A 14,212-nucleotide genomic window follows, 5' to 3' on the forward strand; every position below is an offset into this window, starting at 1 on the left:
ACCCGAAAGACATCGTGACGACTTTCTCCATCGGTGAGACCGACTTCCTGCTCGACGGGAAGCCCCACCAGGTCATCTCCGGAACGCTGCATTACTTCCGCATCCACCCCGACCATTGGGCCGACCGCATCCGCACCGCCAAGGCCATGGGGCTCAACACCATCGAGACCTACGTGGCGTGGAACGCCCACGAGCCCGTTCGCGGGGAGTGGGATGCCACGGGGTGGAACGACCTCGGCCGCTTCCTCGACCTAATCGCCGAGGAAGGCCTGCACGCGATCGTGCGCCCGGGCCCGTACATCTGCGCGGAATGGCACAACGGTGGACTGCCGGTGTGGCTGACCTCGACGCCGGGCATCGGCATCCGTCGCTCGGAACCGCAGTTCATCGATGCGGTGTCGGAGTACCTGCGTCGGGTCTACGAGATCGTGGCGCCCCGCCAGATCGATCGCGGCGGCAATGTGGTGCTCGTACAGATCGAAAACGAGTACGGCGCCTACGGGTCCGACAAGACGTACCTGCGCGAGCTGGTGCGCGTGACCGAGGACGCCGGCATCACGGTGCCGTTGACGACGGTCGACCAGCCGATGCCGTGGATGCTCGAGGCCGGGAGCCTGCCGGGCCTCCACCTGACCGGATCGTTCGGCTCGCGGTCGGAGGAGCGCCTCGCGACCCTCCGCGAGCACCAGCCCACCGGCCCGCTCATGTGCAGCGAGTTCTGGGACGGCTGGTTCGACTGGTGGGGCAGCATCCACCACACGACCGACCCCGCGGCATCCGCCCACGACCTCGACGTGCTGCTCGCCGCCGGGGCCTCGGTGAACATCTACATGGTGCACGGCGGCACGAACTTCGGCACCACGAACGGCGCGAACGACAAGGGCCGCTTCGACCCCATCGTCACCTCGTACGACTACGACGCCCCCATCGACGAGTCCGGCCACCCGACGGCGAAGTTCCACGCCTTCCGCGACGTCATCGCCAAGTACGCCCCGGTGCCCGAGGTCGTCCCCGCTCCCCGCCCGCAGGCACCCGCTTTCGAGGTGGGCTTGTCGGGAGAAGGAGACTGGATGCCGGCCCCCACCCCCGTGGCCATCGCCGACGACCCGCCGAGCTTCGAGCAGATCGCCCACCTCGGCCCGCTCGTGCGGTACGACGTGGAGCTGCCCGCGTTCTCGGGTCCCGCGGCGCTCGTGTTCGGCGAGGTGCGGGATCTGGCGTGGGTGCACGTGGACGACACTCCCGTGGGTCGACTCTCGCGGACGCTGCACGAGCGCGCCCTCACGATCCCCGCGGGCGCTCGGCTCACGGTCCTCGTCGAGGACCAGGGCCGCGTGAACTACGCCGATCGCCTCGGCGAGGCCAAGGGGCTGTTCGGACCCGTCACCCTGAACGGCGAGACGCTCACGGGCTGGACGGCGACGCCCGTCGCCCTGGAAGCCGCGGAAGGAACGGGAGCCGGTTCAGTGGGCCGCGTGCTGCTGCGCGGTTCGTTCGACCTGGACGTGCCCGCCGATCTGTTCCTCGACACCACCTCGTGGGGCAAGGGCTACGCCTTCGTCAACGGCTTCTTCCTCGGCCGGTACTGGAACAACGTGCCGCAGAACACGCTCTACATCCCGGGTCCCGCGACCCGTGCGGGTGCGAACGAGATCGTCGTCCTCGAGCTGGAGCACGCGGTCGAGACCGTCGCCCGCTTCGTCGCCGAACCGTCGCTGGGGCAGCTCGAGGAGTAGTCCGTCACGAGAACAGGCGCGTGCGCCGAGAACAGGCCGATCCCGCGCGGATCGGCCTGTTCTCGTGGCATCCCCTGTCCTCGTCGCGCCTTTCGTGCCTGCTCTCGCGTGAGGCGCCGCCTTTGTCGCGTCCGGAGCGCCGAAAGCGGCGGTTCTTGGAGCCTCACGCGGGAGAGGCGCGTGCCCGGGAGGAGCAGGATGGGGGCATGACGATGGCTGCGTGGCTCCGGTCGATCCCCTCCCTCACCGGGACTCCCCCCGAGCAGGATGCCGAGGCCCTCCCCGTCGCACCGGAGGCCCTGTTCGAACGGTGGATCCGGCAGGCCGTGGACGCCGGCGTCGCCGAGGCGCACGGCGCCACCCTCGCGACGGTCGATGCCGACGGCATCCCGGACGCCCGCACGCTGATCCTCAAGGATCTGGGGCCGCAGGGGTGGGCCTTCGCCGGTCCGCGCGCCTCCGCCAAGGGTGCGCAACTCGCCACCCAGCCCGCCGCGGCGCTGAACTTCTGGTGGCCGGCGGTGCTGCGAGCCGTGCGCGTGCGCGGGCGAGTGGTCGAAGCCTCGGCCGAAGAGAGCGCGGCCGACCTCGCCGCCCGGTCCGCCGCCGCCCGCGACGGGATCGAGCCGGGCGGGTGGGTGCTCTGGCGACTCGTCCCCGACCGGGTCGAGTTCTGGCAGGGCTCCCCCGACCGCCGGCACCTGCGCACGATCTACCGGCGCACCGCCGAGGGCTGGCGGCTGACCGAACCCGCGAACGAAAGCGAGAACCGATGAGCGACTACGAGGTCACCGAGATCGGCGGGCTGGACGACTGGCGCGACCACTTCGGGGGGTTCGCCCCGGCGCGCTCCCGCGACGGGCGGCGCGTCGTCGACCAGGAGCTGACCATGCAGTTCATCGGGATGACGGCGAACGCTCTGCTGCCCGGAGAAGAGGCCGGTTACTGGCACACGCACACCCGGGTCGAGGAACTGTACGTCTTCCTCGAGGGGCGCGGCCAGATGGGCCTCGACGACGACGTGGTCGACGTCGGTCCCGGCAGCGTCGTGCGGGTCGGGCAGAACGTCTGGCGCACCTGGCGCGCGACCCCGGGCGGCGACAGCGAGCTGCGGTGGCTGTGCATCCGCGCGGGTGGCGAGGCTCTTCCGCCCCTGCCCGACGACAGCTCTCGCGATCCCGAGCGGCCGATGCCGTGGGGCGCCGAGGCCTGACGGCGGTCTCGCCTCAGGCGCGCGATCTCGCGTGGTGGCGCTTGACGCGGTTGCGGTTGCCGCAGCCGGCGGCGGTGCACCAGATGCGGTTGTGCCGGGGGGAGGTGTCGAGGTACACCCAGCCGCACGCATCGTCGCCGCACTGGCGCGCCGCGCGTAGATCGGAGGTCAGCAGGTCGTGGGCGAGGAGGGCGATGGCCGCGCGCGGACCGGTCACATCGGCGGGCGGATGCCACTGCCACCGGTCGTCGCCGCGCTCCAGGCTTGAACGGCGCAGAGCGTCGACGTGCTCACGGGCGATGAGGGCCACGGCATCCGGAGAGTCCTCGAAGACGGCCTCGTAGACGGCTTCGCGCAGCGCGATGATCGCGGCGTGCTCCGCCGCGGCCGTTCGGGGTGTCGCGCGGACGATGCCCGGATCGGCGATCAGCCCGATCTCGGTGCACCATTCGAGCACCGCCCCGAAGTCCGGCAGCGTGTCGATCGCGCGGGCGTCGTCGAGTCGCCAGTGCACCGTGTCGACCAGGTCGAAGGCCGGGTGGCCCCCGACCCGCGGAAACGTCGTCGCGCCCATACCCGACAGCCTAATGCGCGAAAAACTGTTGACGCGTTACTTCGCGACCGACATTGTTAATGGGTGATGACGGAAACACGCGTTAGTAAACGTCTGGGTCGCGACTTCGACCGCTTCTGGTTGGCGCAGACGACCTCGGCCGTGGGCAGCCAGATCGGCGACCTCGCCGTTCCCCTGCTGGCCGTGGTGGTGCTGCACGCGACGGCGGCGGAGGCCGGACTGGTGGGGGTCGCCCGGTGGCTGCCGTTCCTTCTGCTCGCGCTCCCCCTCGGTGTCATCGTCGATCGCCGGCGGCGGCGACCCGTCCTCATCGCCACCGATGCCGCTCGAGCAGCCCTCATCATCGTGCTCGTCGCCGTTGCCGTGAGCGGCTCTCTGACCCTTCCCGTGCTGCTCGGGCTCATCTTCGTGATCGGGGCCTTCACCGTCGCCTTCGAGGTGGCCTACCAATCGTTCCTGCCCACGGTCGCCGCCCGCGACCGACTCGAGGCGGCGAACGGCCGGTTACAGGCGACGGCCTCGGCCGCACAGGTCGGCGGGCCGGGTCTGGGCGGGTGGCTCGTGCAGACCCTCACCGCCCCGTGGGCCCTCCTCTCGCAGGCCGTCACCTACGCCGTCTCGGCCGTCGCGCTCATCGGCATCCGCGCCGGGGAGCCCGACCCCCTCCGCGAGCGGCGCGGCGCCCTCGCGGAACTGCGAGAGGGACTGAGCTTCGTGCGACGCGACCGCTACCTGGTCTCGCTCGTGGGCTTCTCGGCGATCTACAACCTGTTCGCCCAGTGGATCACCGTGCTGCTCCTCGTGCACGCCGTTCGCGAGCTCGGCCTGACGGCGGGGCATCTCGGCCTCGTCTTCAGCCTCGGCGCGGTGGGAGCCGTGGTGGGCGCTGCGGCCGCCCCCGCGAGCGTGCGGCGCTTCGGCGTCGGACCGGTGCTCATCGCCTGCGCGGGGGCGGAGAGCCTCGTGCTCGGCGCCCTACCGTTCGTGGATGCCGCGTGGTCGACGCCCGTGATCGTCTGCGTGCTCGTGGGCGTGTTCGCGGTCAACGGCGCGGGCACCTCGCTCTCGAGCGTGGTGGCCCTCACCCTGCGGCAGCTGCGAACGCCCGACCTCCTGCTCGGGCGGGTCAACGCGACCGTACGGTGGATCTCGTACGGCGTCGTCGCGATCGGTGCGGGCCTCGGCGGCCTCGTCGGCGAAGCGCTGGGCACTCGAGCCGGGATCGCCGCGGGCTGCGTCGGGGTGGCCCTCACCGTCGTGTGGGTGGCGGCCTCGCCGCTTCGCACCGTCCGCACCACCGCGAGCATCGCTCTGGGTTGACCGACGGCAGCGCCTCACGGCGTCGCGATCACGGGCTCCGCGGCATCCGGGAGTGCGTCCTCGCCCCGCAACGGACAGAGGGCCAGGCGCGCCGAGCAAGACGAGGGGATCTGCGCCGGGTCAGTCGACGGAGAACAAGAGCGACATCTCGTCGGCCACGGCGCCCAGTCGCGTATCGAAGGTGGCGAGGGGGACACGCAGGTGCACCGCCACCGCGAGAACGCACGTGTCGGGCATATTCAATGCGTGCGTGGCACGCAATCGCGCCAGCAGCAGGGGCTCATCGGGCCCCATCGCCGCCACCTCTGCCCCGAGGCTGCGCAGGGCGTCCCACAACTCCCCCTCCCGCTCGACACGCGCGGCGGCGACGAGGGTCTCCGCGACGGTCAGCGAATGCAGGAGGAAGGGCCCCGCCTGTCGGGCGAAGAGAGCCTTCGCCCGGTCGTGGTGAGCATCGTCGGGGCTGAATAGGGCGATGACGACTCCGGCATCGAGAACGATCACTCGGGCCAGTCCCCGCGGAGCTCGTGGAGATACCCATCGGGATAGATCCCCGCCAATCGCTGGACCGCCGCGTCCACCGCGGCGCGACGATCGATCGCACGCTGCGACTGCTCATCCTGGATCGCCTGCCCACCCCGCACGACCAGGTGCATGAGCAGAGCGCTGGGCGACTCGTCGGGCCATCGAGAGCGCGCGATCTCCAGGGCCTGTTCGACCGCTCGCGTGTGCGTCACTTGCGTGCGCGGTCGGGTGGTCGGCATGCGGTCAGTGTACCACCGAGGAAATGAGGTGTACCACCTCTGACTCGTCACCTGCTCCCGCTGCTCGCACGCACCACGAGGGCCGCGGGCACCGTCTCGACGACGGGGGCTCCCCCCTCGATCGCTGCGACGAGAGCGGCCACGGCGCGACCGCCGAGGGCGTCGAAGTCCTGGCGCACCGTGCTCAGCGGGGGGCGGAACTCCGCGGCATCCACGATGTCGTCGAAGCCCACCACGGCGACATTGGAGGGGATGCCCCGACCCGCGTCGGCGAAAGCGCGCAGAACGCCGAGCGCCATCTGGTCATTGGCGACGAAGACGGCGGTGGCGTCGCCGAGATGCGCTGCCGCGCGATGCCCGGATGCCGAGGTCCAGTCGCCCCGAACGGGTGCGGGAGCGGCCACCCCGGCGTCGGCGAGGGCGTCGCGCCAGCCGCGCTCGCGTTCGGCGGCGGCGAAGGAGCGGGCGGGACCGGCGACGTGGTGCACGCTCGCGTGCCCGAGCGAGAGCAGGTGCGCGGTGGCCGCACGCGCTCCCCCGGAGTGGTCGGTCTGCACGATCGAGAAGCGCTCGTCGGGCGGGGAGTCGACGACCACGAGGTGCAGGTCGGCGGGGGGTGCGGCATCGCGCGCGAGTTCGGTCGCCTCGTTCAGCACGACGGCGCCGTCGACGCCCTGGGAGCGGAGTCGGGCGAAAGCCTCGTGGATGCCGCGTTCACCGACGGTCACGACGGCGAGGGCGTAGTCGCGAGCGGCGGCGGCCTCGGAGATGGCCTGCAGCATGCGCGAGTTGCCGACCGAGGCGAGGGTCGACACGACGAGTCCGATCGTGGAGGTCTGGCCCGTGCGCAGCGCGCGCGCCGCACGGTGCATGCGGTAGCCGAGGTCGGCCATGGCCTTTTCGACCCGGGCTCGGGTGGCGGGATCGACGCGGGGGCTGCCGTTGACCACGCGCGACACCGTCTGCGCCGAGACCCCGGCCTTCGCGGCCACATCGGCCATGGATACGCGCATCGCTCCCCCTATGTTGACGATATCACGCCCCAGATGTAGCGTGTTATCGTGAACACGGACACCCCCTCCGCGCAGACCCTCAGCGCAGGCGTGATCAAGCGCTCGACGCGTCTCGCCGACGGTCGCGAACTGATGTACTTCGACGACCCCGGCACGGCTCTCGGCGCCGAGCGCTCGGTCGACGCCCGCACGCTCGACCCCCGGCCCGCCACCGCCACCATGCGGCAGGACGTCCTCACCGGCGACTGGATCACCGTGGCATCCAATCGGCAGAACCGCGCGTTCCTGCCGCCCGCGCACCTCGACCCCCTCTCGCCGCAGACGCCCACCAACCCGTCCGAGATCCCCTCGCTCTACGACGTCGCGGTCTTCGAGAACAAGTCGCCCTCGTTCGGCCCCGCCCTCGACACCGCGATCGGCGATGCCCCCGCGGCCGTCGACCCGCCCCGCAGTGACGACGACCTCGAACACCTGGGTCTCGGCCGCACCCGCACCTCGGTCGGCCGCTGCGAGGTCGTGTGCTTCAGCCCCCAGCACGAGGGCTCGTTCGGTTCGCTCTCGCGCACCCGCGCCCGCACCGTGATCGAGGCCTGGGCCGATCGCACCGCGGCGCTGTCGGCTCTGCCCGGCATCCGCCAGGTGTTCCCCTTCGAGAACCGCGGGCAGGAGATCGGCGTCACCCTCCCCCACCCGCACGGCCAGATCTACGCCTACCCGTACGTGACCCCGCGCACGCACCGCCTGCTCGACACGATCTCGCGCACCTCCGACGACCTGTTCGCACGCATCCTGGAGTTCGAGCAGGCCGGTGAGCGCGTCGTGCTGCGCGGAGAACACTGGACGGCGTACGTGCCCTTCGCCGCCCGCTGGCCCATCGAGGTGCACGTGCTGCCGCACCGCCACCTGGCCGACCTCGCCGAGACGACCGACGCCGAGCGCGACGAGCTCGCCCCCTTCTACCTGCGGCTGCTCCGCGGCATCGACGCGCTGTACGACACCCCCACGCCCTACATCGCGGCCTGGCACCAGGCGCCGGTGGGACGCGGACGCGAGGCCGTGCGCCTCAACCTGCAGATCACGTCGCCCCGGCGCGCCGCCGACAAGCTGAAGTACCTCGCCGGATCCGAGGCCGCCATGGGTGCCTGGATCGGCGACGTGACCCCCGAGTCGCAGGCCGAACGCCTGCGCGCCGCCATCGACACCGTTCCGGAGGTGACGGCATGACCGCCGTCGACGACGCCCGCGCCCTGCTCACCACGCTGACCGACGCCGCCGAGGTCGGAGTGTGGTCGGCCCCCGGCCGCGCCAACCTCATCGGCGAGCACACCGACTACAACGAGGGCTTCGTCTTCCCCTTCGCGATCGCCCAGCGCACCGCGGCCGCCGTCGCCCTGCGCGACGACGACGTGATCCGCGTGCGCTCGACCTTCGCTCCCGACGCCGTGGAGGTCTCGCTCGCCGACCTCGATGCGCGCATCGCCGGCGGTGGCCTCGACTGGGCGGGCTACCCGCTCGGTGTGGCCTGGGCGCTGCTGCGGGAGGCTCCGGATGCCGCGGCCCGCGGCCTCGACATCGCTCTGGCCTCTGACGTGCCGGTGGGCGCGGGCCTGTCGTCTTCGGCCGCGATCGAGGGGGCCGTGGCCTCCGCCCTGAACGACGTGTGGACGGCCGGTCTCGACAAGGTCGCCCTCGCTCGCGTCGGCCGCGTCGCCGAGAACGACGCCGTGGGCGCCCCCACCGGGATCATGGACCAGATGGCCTCGATGCTGGGCGTGGCGGATGCCGCGACCTTCCTCGACTGCCGCAGCCTCGAGACGCGCGCCGTGGCCCTCGGCTTCGCCGACGCGGGGCTCTCGATCCTCGTGACCGACACCCTCGTCGAGCACGCCCACTCCACCGGCGGCTATCGCGAGCGTCGCGAGGCGTGTGAGCGGGGAGCGGCGGCGTTCGGCGTCGGATCGCTGCGCAACCTCACCGTCGACGACCTGCCGCGCGCCGAGGAGATCCTCGACGACGTGACCTTCCGCCGCGTCCGCCACGTCATCACCGAGAACCAGCGCGTGCTCGACACCGTGGCCGCTCTCGACGCCGACGGCCCCACCGCGATTGGCGACCTGCTCGTCGCCTCGCACGTCTCGATGCGCGACGACTTCGAGATCTCTGTCCCCGAGCTCGACCTGGCCGTCGAGACGACACTCTCCTCGGGGGCGCTGGGGGCGCGCATGACCGGCGGCGGCTTCGGCGGAGCGGCGATCGCACTGATCCCCACCGGGCTCGTTCCGGCGGCGACCGCCGCGCTGCGCGCCGCGTTCACGGCATCCGGCTTCCGTGCTCCGAACATCTTCACGGTGACGGCCTCCGAGGGCGCGCGCCGCGACGCCTGACCCTCCGGCGGTTTCGGCCACGACGCCGGCTGCTGCGCACGCGACGGGCCCCACCCCACCCGGACCCCTCACGCAGAAACGCGATTCGCACGCAAAAACGCGCTCTGCTCGCGTTTCTGCGCGCGGATCGCGTTTCTGCGTGGGTCGAAGGTTCGCCAGGCACCGGCACCACCCGGTCGGGGACGCAACGGATTACGACGGACGGCCCCCGCCGGCGAACCGTCGCGCTGGCGCGCTGCGCGGGTGGAGCACCACCGCTGCGCGAGGGCAGGATGAAGACATGGATGCCGCTGCGCTCGTTCACACCTCGAAGGGCACTGTCCGCGGCTTCCGGCGCGGCACCACCGCCGTGTTCCTCGGCATCCCGTTCGCTCAGGCTCCCGTCGGAGCGCTGCGCTTCGCCGCTCCTGTGCCGATCGACGCGTGGGAGGGCGAGCGCGACGCCACCGTCTTCGGACCGACCGCGCAGCGGGGCGACATGGGCATCACCCTCATCCCCGAGCCAAGCGTCCCGGGAGAGGCGACACTGAACGTCAACGTGTTCGCTCCGGCGGACCGGGACCGGGATGCCGCCCTCCCGTTGCTCGTGTGGATCCACGGCGGTGGCTTCACCTCGGGATCCCCCGCGAGCCGCTGGTACGACGGCGACGCCTTCGCGCGCGACGGGGTGATCACGGTGGTGATCTCGTACCGCATCGGCTTCGACGGGTTCGGGCTCATCGACGGCGCCCCCACCAACCGGGGTCTGCGCGACCAGATCGCCGCCCTCGAGTGGGTGCGCGACGAGATCCGCAGCTTCGGCGGCGACCCGGCCCGGGTCACGGTGGCGGGTCAGTCGGCCGGCGGCGGGTCGGTGCTGGCGCTGATGACGAGTCCCGCGGCAACCGGTCTCTTCTCGGGGGCGATGGCGATCTCGCCCGCGATCGGCGCGGTGACGCTCGCCTCGGCGGAGCGCTTCGCCGCTCGTGTCGCCGACAGAGCGGGGGTCCGCCCCGACCGCCGGGGCTTCGCCTCCGTGACCGAAGAGCGCGTCCTCGCGGCGCAGAGGAGCGCCCTCGCCCCGCACCTCGCCCGGGCAGTCACGTCGCTGGCGACCCTGCTCGACGACGGTCTGCCGCTCGGGCCGGTCATCGACGGCGACGTGCTGCCCCGGCATCCGCTCGACGCTCTCTCCGACGGCGCCTGCGCCGACATACCGCTGGTGATCGGGTCGACCGACGACGAGTTCACGGCGCTCACCGCGCGCTACGCCGGCGCGCTCCGGGTGGTCCCGGTTCCGCTCGCCCTGGCCATGCTCGGTCTGCGGCGCACGCGACGACGCGCCTACCTCGAGCGCACCCGGAGACGCGGAACCGCGGCCGTGCTCGGCGGCTTCTTCACCGACCGCGTCATCCGCTCGACCGTGCTCGAGACGGCTCGGGCGCGCGGTACGGCCCCGACCTGGGTGTATCGCTTCGCGTGGGCGTCGCCCGTGCCGACCATCGGCGTCGCGTGCCACTGCCTCGACGTCCCGTTCTGGTTCGACCACCTCGACGCCGACGGAGTCGCCACGATCGCGGGCACCCCTCCGCCCGACCTGGCCGCGCTCATGCACGGGGCGGCGGTCTCGTTCGCGCGGGACCACGACCCGGGGTGGCCGGCCTGGGATGTCGAGACCCGGCGGGCACGGGTGTTCGGTGCCCCGGCATCCGCCCCCGCCGTCGAACCCGACGCCTACGCCGAGGTCGCCCCGCTGGTCTGAGCGCTCAGCGTGGGTGGGCGCGCCGCACAATTGGAGACGCGCACCAGAATCGGATGCCGCGGGCTCACCGCTGCACTTACCCGAATCCGTTGCGGCCACGGAGGGCCGCTCCGACGCCGGGGGGTCAGAGATGCGGCATGACCTCGCGCTCGAAGAGCGAGATGCCCGAGGTGTCGTAGGCGGCCTCGGGGAAGTAGTGGATCGCGTAACCGAGGCCGTGGTCGGCGCGCTCGCGCAGGCGTTCGACGATCTGCTCCGGGGTGCCGAAGGCGTCGGACGAGCGGTAGTCGGCCTCGATGGCATCCGCCCGCTCGTCGCCCACGTGCGGGCGCAGGCGCGCGACGACCGCGGCCAGGCGGTCGGATGCCTCGGCCTCGGTCTCGGCCACGATCGTGTTGAAGTTCGTCGACCGGGTGATCTCGGACGCGTCGCGGCCGAGGGCCTCGCAATGCCCGCGCAGCACCTCGGACTTGTGGTCGAACTCTTCGAGCGAGCCGCCGAAGTTCGTGTACGAGGCGTACTTCGCCGCGATCTTCAACGTGACCTTCTCGCCGCCGCCGGCGATCCAGAGCGGGACGCCGCCCGGCTGGAGGGGCTGGGGCTGGACGATCGCTCCGTCGACCTCGTAGTACGTGCCCGACAGAGTCGCCTCGCCCGTGGTCCACGCCTGGTGCATGATCTCGACGCCCTCGCGCAGGCGTCCGAGGCGCTCGGCGATGGGCGGGAAACCGTACCCGTAGGCCTTCCATTCGTGCTCGTACCAGCCGCCGCCGATGCCCATCTCGGTACGGCCGCCCGAGATCGCGTCGACGGTCGCCGCGACCTTCGCGAGGTACGCCGGGTTGCGGTACCCCATGCAGGTGCACATCTGACCGAGGCGGACGCGGTCGGTGGCGGCGGCGAAGGCGGCCATGAGCGTCCAGGCCTCGTGCGTGGCCTCGGCACTGGGGACCGGCGTGGTGTGGAAGTGGTCGTAGACCCAGAGCGAGGCCCAGGGGCCGTCGTCGGCGCTCTGCGCGAGGGAATTCATCACGCGCCAGTGCTCGGCGGGGTCGATCCCCACGAGGTCGAAGCGCCAGCCCTGGGGAACGAAGATGCCGAAGTCCATGGGCTCACCCTAGGCGGGGGCACCGACATCGGGCACCGGTCGAGCCCGAACCCGCCGCGGCGGGCCTGAATGCGGCGCGTGCGCCCCTCACCTCCGCGATACGCACAACCTCAGCCCCACAACGGCCACCGCAACTGAAGTTGCGCGAATCACCGACTCCACGAGCAAGCCGCGAGCGACCACGGGCCACGACGCGCACCACGGCGCGGGCGCGCCTCACCTCCGCGATACGCACAACCTCACCCCCACAACAGCCACCGCGACTGAAGTTGCGCGAATCACCGACTCCACGAGCGAGCCGCGGGCGACGGGGCCTCAGCTCGCGTACGGCTCCAGGCGCTTGTGCATCACGGCCACCGCATCGGCGTTGTCGTCGATCAGCACCGAGTGACGCCCGAGCGGCGCGGCGACGGCGCCGAGCGTGCCGCTGCCGGCGAACATGTCGAGCACCCTGTCGCCGGGGCGCGACGACGCCTGCACCATACGACGCAGCACGCCCTCGGGTTTCTGCGTCGGGTACCCGGTCTTCTCGCGACCCGTGGTCGGCACGATCGTGTGCCACCACACGTCGGTGGGCATCTTGCCGCGCGCGGCCTTCTCGGCGGTAACGAGACCCGGGGCCATGTACGGCTCGCGGTCCACGGCATCCGAGTCGAAGAAGTACTTCGCCGGGTTCTTCACGTAGACCAGGATCGTCTCGTGCTTGGTGGGCCAACGACGCTTGGTCTTCGCGCCGTAGTCGTACGCCCAGATCAGCTCGTTGAGGAACTTGTCGCGCCCGAACAGCGCATCGCACATGACCTTGGCGTAGTGCACCTCGCGGTAGTCGAGGTGCAGGTACAGGGTGCCGTCGTCGGCGAGCAACCGCCACGCCTCGACGAGCCGCGGCTCGAGGAAGCCCCAGTAGTCGTCGAAGCGGTCGTCGTAGGTGCGCAGGTCGCCGCGCAGGCGCGCGTACTCGCGGCCGTGGAAGCCGCGCTGCACGACCGGCGGCGGCGGCTCTTCCTCGGCGGGGAATTCGAGCATGTTGGGATCGGATGCCATGGGCTCGAGCCGCTCGGCATCCGGGGCCTCTTCGACCGGGGCCTTACGCGTCGCCGACTCGACCGCCTTCGAGCGCGTGCGCCCCGTGTTGAACGGCGGGTCGAGGTACACGAGCGCGAAAGAGCCGTCGGCATAGGCCGGGGTGATGCTGAGGTTGTCGGCGTGGTGGATCTCGACGCCGCCCGGTGCGGGCGCGTCGGTGAGGTCGTCGGCGCTCACGGGACGCGCTGCAGCCACGCGTCGGTGGCGAACTTGGAGTCGACGAGAGCCCGGGCCTCGGCGTACTCCTCGTCGCTGATGTGCCCGGTGGTCGCCCCGTACAGGGTCGTGAAGGTCTGGATGAAACGCTCGATGACCTCGGCGCGGGCAAGGCCCGTCTGGCTGCGCAGCGGGTCGACGCGCTTGGCGGCCGAGACAGTGCCCTTGTCGCTGAGCTTCTCGCGGCCGATTCGCAGCACCTCGGTGAGCACCTGGCCGTCCATGTCGTAGCTGAGGGTCGCGTGGTGCAGGACCCCGCCGTTGGCGAGGCGCTTCTGGGCGGCGCCGCCGATCTTGCCGTGGGGGCCCGCGATGTCGTTGAGCGGCTGGTACACCGCGTCGATGCCCAGTGAGCGGAGCGCCTGCAGCACCCAGTCGTCGAGGAAGGCGTACGAGTCGGCGAAGGTCATACCGGCGACGAGGGATGCCGGCACGTACAGCGAGTAGGTCACGATCGAGTTCGCGGCCATCATCATCGCGCCACCGCCCGAGATGCGGCGGACGATGTCGAAGCCGTGCTTCTCGGCACCGGCCGGGTCGACCTCGTTGCGCAGGGACTGGAACGAGCCGATGACGACGGCGCTCTCGTCCCACTCCCACAGGCGCAGCGTGGGCTTGCGCAGCCCCGCGCCCACGCGGGTGGTGAGCACCTCGTCGAGGGCGAGGTTCATGCGGGGCGAGACGGGCTGGTCGTGCACGACCTCCCACTCGAAGTCGGCCCAGCCGGGGGCGGTCACCAGCGCGCGGCGGATCGCGGTCGCCACCGACTCGGGGGTGAATCCGAGCAGCTGCGCCCCCTCGGGAAGGGCCGCGCGGATCGCCGCGGCGATCGTGGGGACGTCGGACTCCACCGGCAGGCCGTTCACGGCGGCGTCGATGTCGTCGAGGGCGTCGTCGGGCTCGAGGAAGAAGTCGCCCGCGAGGTGGAAGCCGTGGATGCGACCCTCGCGCTCTTCGAGGTCGACGACGACCAGTTTTCCCCCGGGGACCTTGTACTCGCCGTGCATGACTCCAGCCTACGGCGGTGTGACCGCGCGCGCGGCGGACCGGGACCGCG

General features: G+C 71.6%; 14 protein-coding genes. 7 read left to right on the plus strand and 7 right to left on the minus strand.

What is annotated here, in order from left to right; all coding sequences use genetic code 11:
* The first annotated feature begins 14 nt into the window (after window positions 1-14).
* The 3 genes from QE416_RS03095 (at window position 15) to QE416_RS03105 (ending at window position 2,949) form a co-directional block, all read left to right on the plus strand.
* Entirely contained in the window at window positions 15-1,736 is a 1,722-nt protein-coding gene (locus tag QE416_RS03095; protein WP_307313402.1) for a glycoside hydrolase family 35 protein, read from the plus strand.
* A gap of 206 nt (window positions 1,737-1,942) precedes the next feature.
* Window positions 1,943-2,512: a pyridoxamine 5'-phosphate oxidase family protein gene (locus QE416_RS03100; RefSeq protein ID WP_307313404.1), complete on the plus strand. Its 570-nt coding sequence runs from the start codon at window positions 1,943-1,945 to the stop codon at window positions 2,510-2,512.
* Entirely contained in the window at window positions 2,509-2,949 is a 441-nt protein-coding gene (locus tag QE416_RS03105) for a cupin domain-containing protein (protein WP_267788287.1), read from the plus strand. Before QE416_RS03100 ends, QE416_RS03105 begins: the two co-directional genes overlap by 4 nt.
* Before the next feature lie 13 nt (window positions 2,950-2,962).
* On the opposite strand, the gene QE416_RS03110 is transcribed toward QE416_RS03105, so the two are convergent.
* Window positions 2,963-3,523 (minus strand): CGNR zinc finger domain-containing protein, encoded by a 561-nt coding sequence (locus tag QE416_RS03110; protein WP_307313406.1) that lies wholly within the window; start codon window positions 3,521-3,523, stop codon window positions 2,963-2,965.
* Window positions 3,524-3,589: 66 nt separating this feature from the next.
* On the opposite strand from QE416_RS03110, the gene QE416_RS03115 reads away from it, so the two are divergent.
* The gene (locus tag QE416_RS03115; RefSeq protein ID WP_307313407.1) at window positions 3,590-4,843 is read left to right on the plus strand and encodes an MFS transporter; all 1,254 of its coding nucleotides are present in this window, start codon (window positions 3,590-3,592) and stop codon (window positions 4,841-4,843) included.
* Between the two features lie 120 nt (window positions 4,844-4,963).
* Here QE416_RS03115 and QE416_RS03120 read toward each other — a convergent pair whose 3' ends face one another.
* Genes QE416_RS03120 through QE416_RS03130 form a run of 3 tightly spaced genes read right to left on the minus strand, consistent with a single transcriptional unit; the run spans window position 4,964 to window position 6,620 of the window.
* The gene (locus QE416_RS03120) at window positions 4,964-5,347 is read right to left on the minus strand and encodes a PIN domain-containing protein (RefSeq protein ID WP_307313408.1); all 384 of its coding nucleotides are present in this window, start codon (window positions 5,345-5,347) and stop codon (window positions 4,964-4,966) included.
* Window positions 5,344-5,607 (minus strand): hypothetical protein, encoded by a 264-nt coding sequence (locus QE416_RS03125; protein WP_307313410.1) that lies wholly within the window; start codon window positions 5,605-5,607, stop codon window positions 5,344-5,346. Before QE416_RS03125 ends, QE416_RS03120 begins: the two co-directional genes overlap by 4 nt.
* Before the next feature lie 47 nt (window positions 5,608-5,654).
* Window positions 5,655-6,620: a LacI family DNA-binding transcriptional regulator gene (locus QE416_RS03130; protein ID WP_307313413.1), complete on the minus strand. Its 966-nt coding sequence runs from the start codon at window positions 6,618-6,620 to the stop codon at window positions 5,655-5,657.
* Between the two features lie 132 nt (window positions 6,621-6,752).
* On the opposite strand from QE416_RS03130, the gene galT reads away from it, so the two are divergent.
* The 3 genes from galT (at window position 6,753) to QE416_RS03145 (ending at window position 10,745) form a co-directional block, all read left to right on the plus strand.
* Window positions 6,753-7,844, plus strand: a complete 1,092-nt coding sequence (gene galT / locus QE416_RS03135; RefSeq protein ID WP_307317844.1) for a galactose-1-phosphate uridylyltransferase — start codon at window positions 6,753-6,755, stop codon at window positions 7,842-7,844.
* Window positions 7,841-9,004, plus strand: coding sequence for a galactokinase (gene galK, locus QE416_RS03140; protein ID WP_307313414.1), 1,164 nt, complete (start codon window positions 7,841-7,843; stop codon window positions 9,002-9,004). The genes galT and galK overlap by 4 nt, the downstream gene beginning before the upstream one ends.
* Window positions 9,005-9,284: 280 nt before the next feature.
* On the plus strand, window positions 9,285-10,745 hold the full coding sequence (locus QE416_RS03145) for a carboxylesterase/lipase family protein (protein ID WP_307313415.1): 1,461 nt from the start codon (window positions 9,285-9,287) through the stop codon (window positions 10,743-10,745).
* A 124-nt stretch (window positions 10,746-10,869) separates the two neighbouring features.
* On the opposite strand, the gene QE416_RS03150 is transcribed toward QE416_RS03145, so the two are convergent.
* The 3 genes from QE416_RS03150 to QE416_RS03160 form a co-directional block, all read right to left on the minus strand.
* Window positions 10,870-11,853 (minus strand): LLM class F420-dependent oxidoreductase, encoded by a 984-nt coding sequence (locus tag QE416_RS03150; RefSeq protein ID WP_307313417.1) that lies wholly within the window; start codon window positions 11,851-11,853, stop codon window positions 10,870-10,872.
* 315 nt (window positions 11,854-12,168) lie between these two features.
* Window positions 12,169-13,134, minus strand: a complete 966-nt coding sequence (locus tag QE416_RS03155; RefSeq protein ID WP_307313418.1) for a site-specific DNA-methyltransferase — start codon at window positions 13,132-13,134, stop codon at window positions 12,169-12,171.
* Complete coding sequence (locus tag QE416_RS03160; RefSeq protein ID WP_307313420.1) at window positions 13,113-14,162, minus strand: biotin/lipoate A/B protein ligase family protein; 1,050 nt, start codon at window positions 14,160-14,162, stop codon at window positions 13,113-13,115. The genes QE416_RS03155 and QE416_RS03160 overlap by 22 nt, the downstream gene beginning before the upstream one ends.
* Window positions 14,163-14,212 lie beyond the last annotated feature (50 nt).

Source organism: Microbacterium sp. SORGH_AS_0421 (assembly GCF_030818635.1).
In the GTDB taxonomy this organism is placed as follows: Bacteria; Actinomycetota; Actinomycetes; order Actinomycetales; family Microbacteriaceae; genus Microbacterium.

Excerpts from the sequence above, each read along its gene's own strand:
- QE416_RS03100 (WP_307313404.1), top strand. The coding sequence starts at position 1,943 with ATGACGATGGCTGCGTGGCTCCGGTCGATCCCCTCCCTCACCGGGACT.
- QE416_RS03105 (WP_267788287.1), top strand. The coding sequence starts at position 2,509 with ATGAGCGACTACGAGGTCACCGAGATCGGCGGGCTGGACGACTGGCGC.
- QE416_RS03110 (WP_307313406.1), bottom strand. The coding sequence starts at position 3,523 with ATGGGCGCGACGACGTTTCCGCGGGTCGGGGGCCACCCGGCCTTCGAC.
- QE416_RS03115 (WP_307313407.1), top strand. The coding sequence starts at position 3,590 with ATGACGGAAACACGCGTTAGTAAACGTCTGGGTCGCGACTTCGACCGC.
- QE416_RS03125 (WP_307313410.1), bottom strand. The coding sequence starts at position 5,607 with ATGCCGACCACCCGACCGCGCACGCAAGTGACGCACACGCGAGCGGTC.
- QE416_RS03130 (WP_307313413.1), bottom strand. The coding sequence starts at position 6,620 with ATGCGCGTATCCATGGCCGATGTGGCCGCGAAGGCCGGGGTCTCGGCG.
- galT (WP_307317844.1), top strand. The coding sequence starts at position 6,753 with ATGTACTTCGACGACCCCGGCACGGCTCTCGGCGCCGAGCGCTCGGTC.
- galK (WP_307313414.1), top strand. The coding sequence starts at position 7,841 with ATGACCGCCGTCGACGACGCCCGCGCCCTGCTCACCACGCTGACCGAC.
- QE416_RS03145 (WP_307313415.1), top strand. The coding sequence starts at position 9,285 with ATGGATGCCGCTGCGCTCGTTCACACCTCGAAGGGCACTGTCCGCGGC.
- QE416_RS03150 (WP_307313417.1), bottom strand. The coding sequence starts at position 11,853 with ATGGACTTCGGCATCTTCGTTCCCCAGGGCTGGCGCTTCGACCTCGTG.
- QE416_RS03160 (WP_307313420.1), bottom strand. The coding sequence starts at position 14,162 with ATGCACGGCGAGTACAAGGTCCCCGGGGGAAAACTGGTCGTCGTCGAC.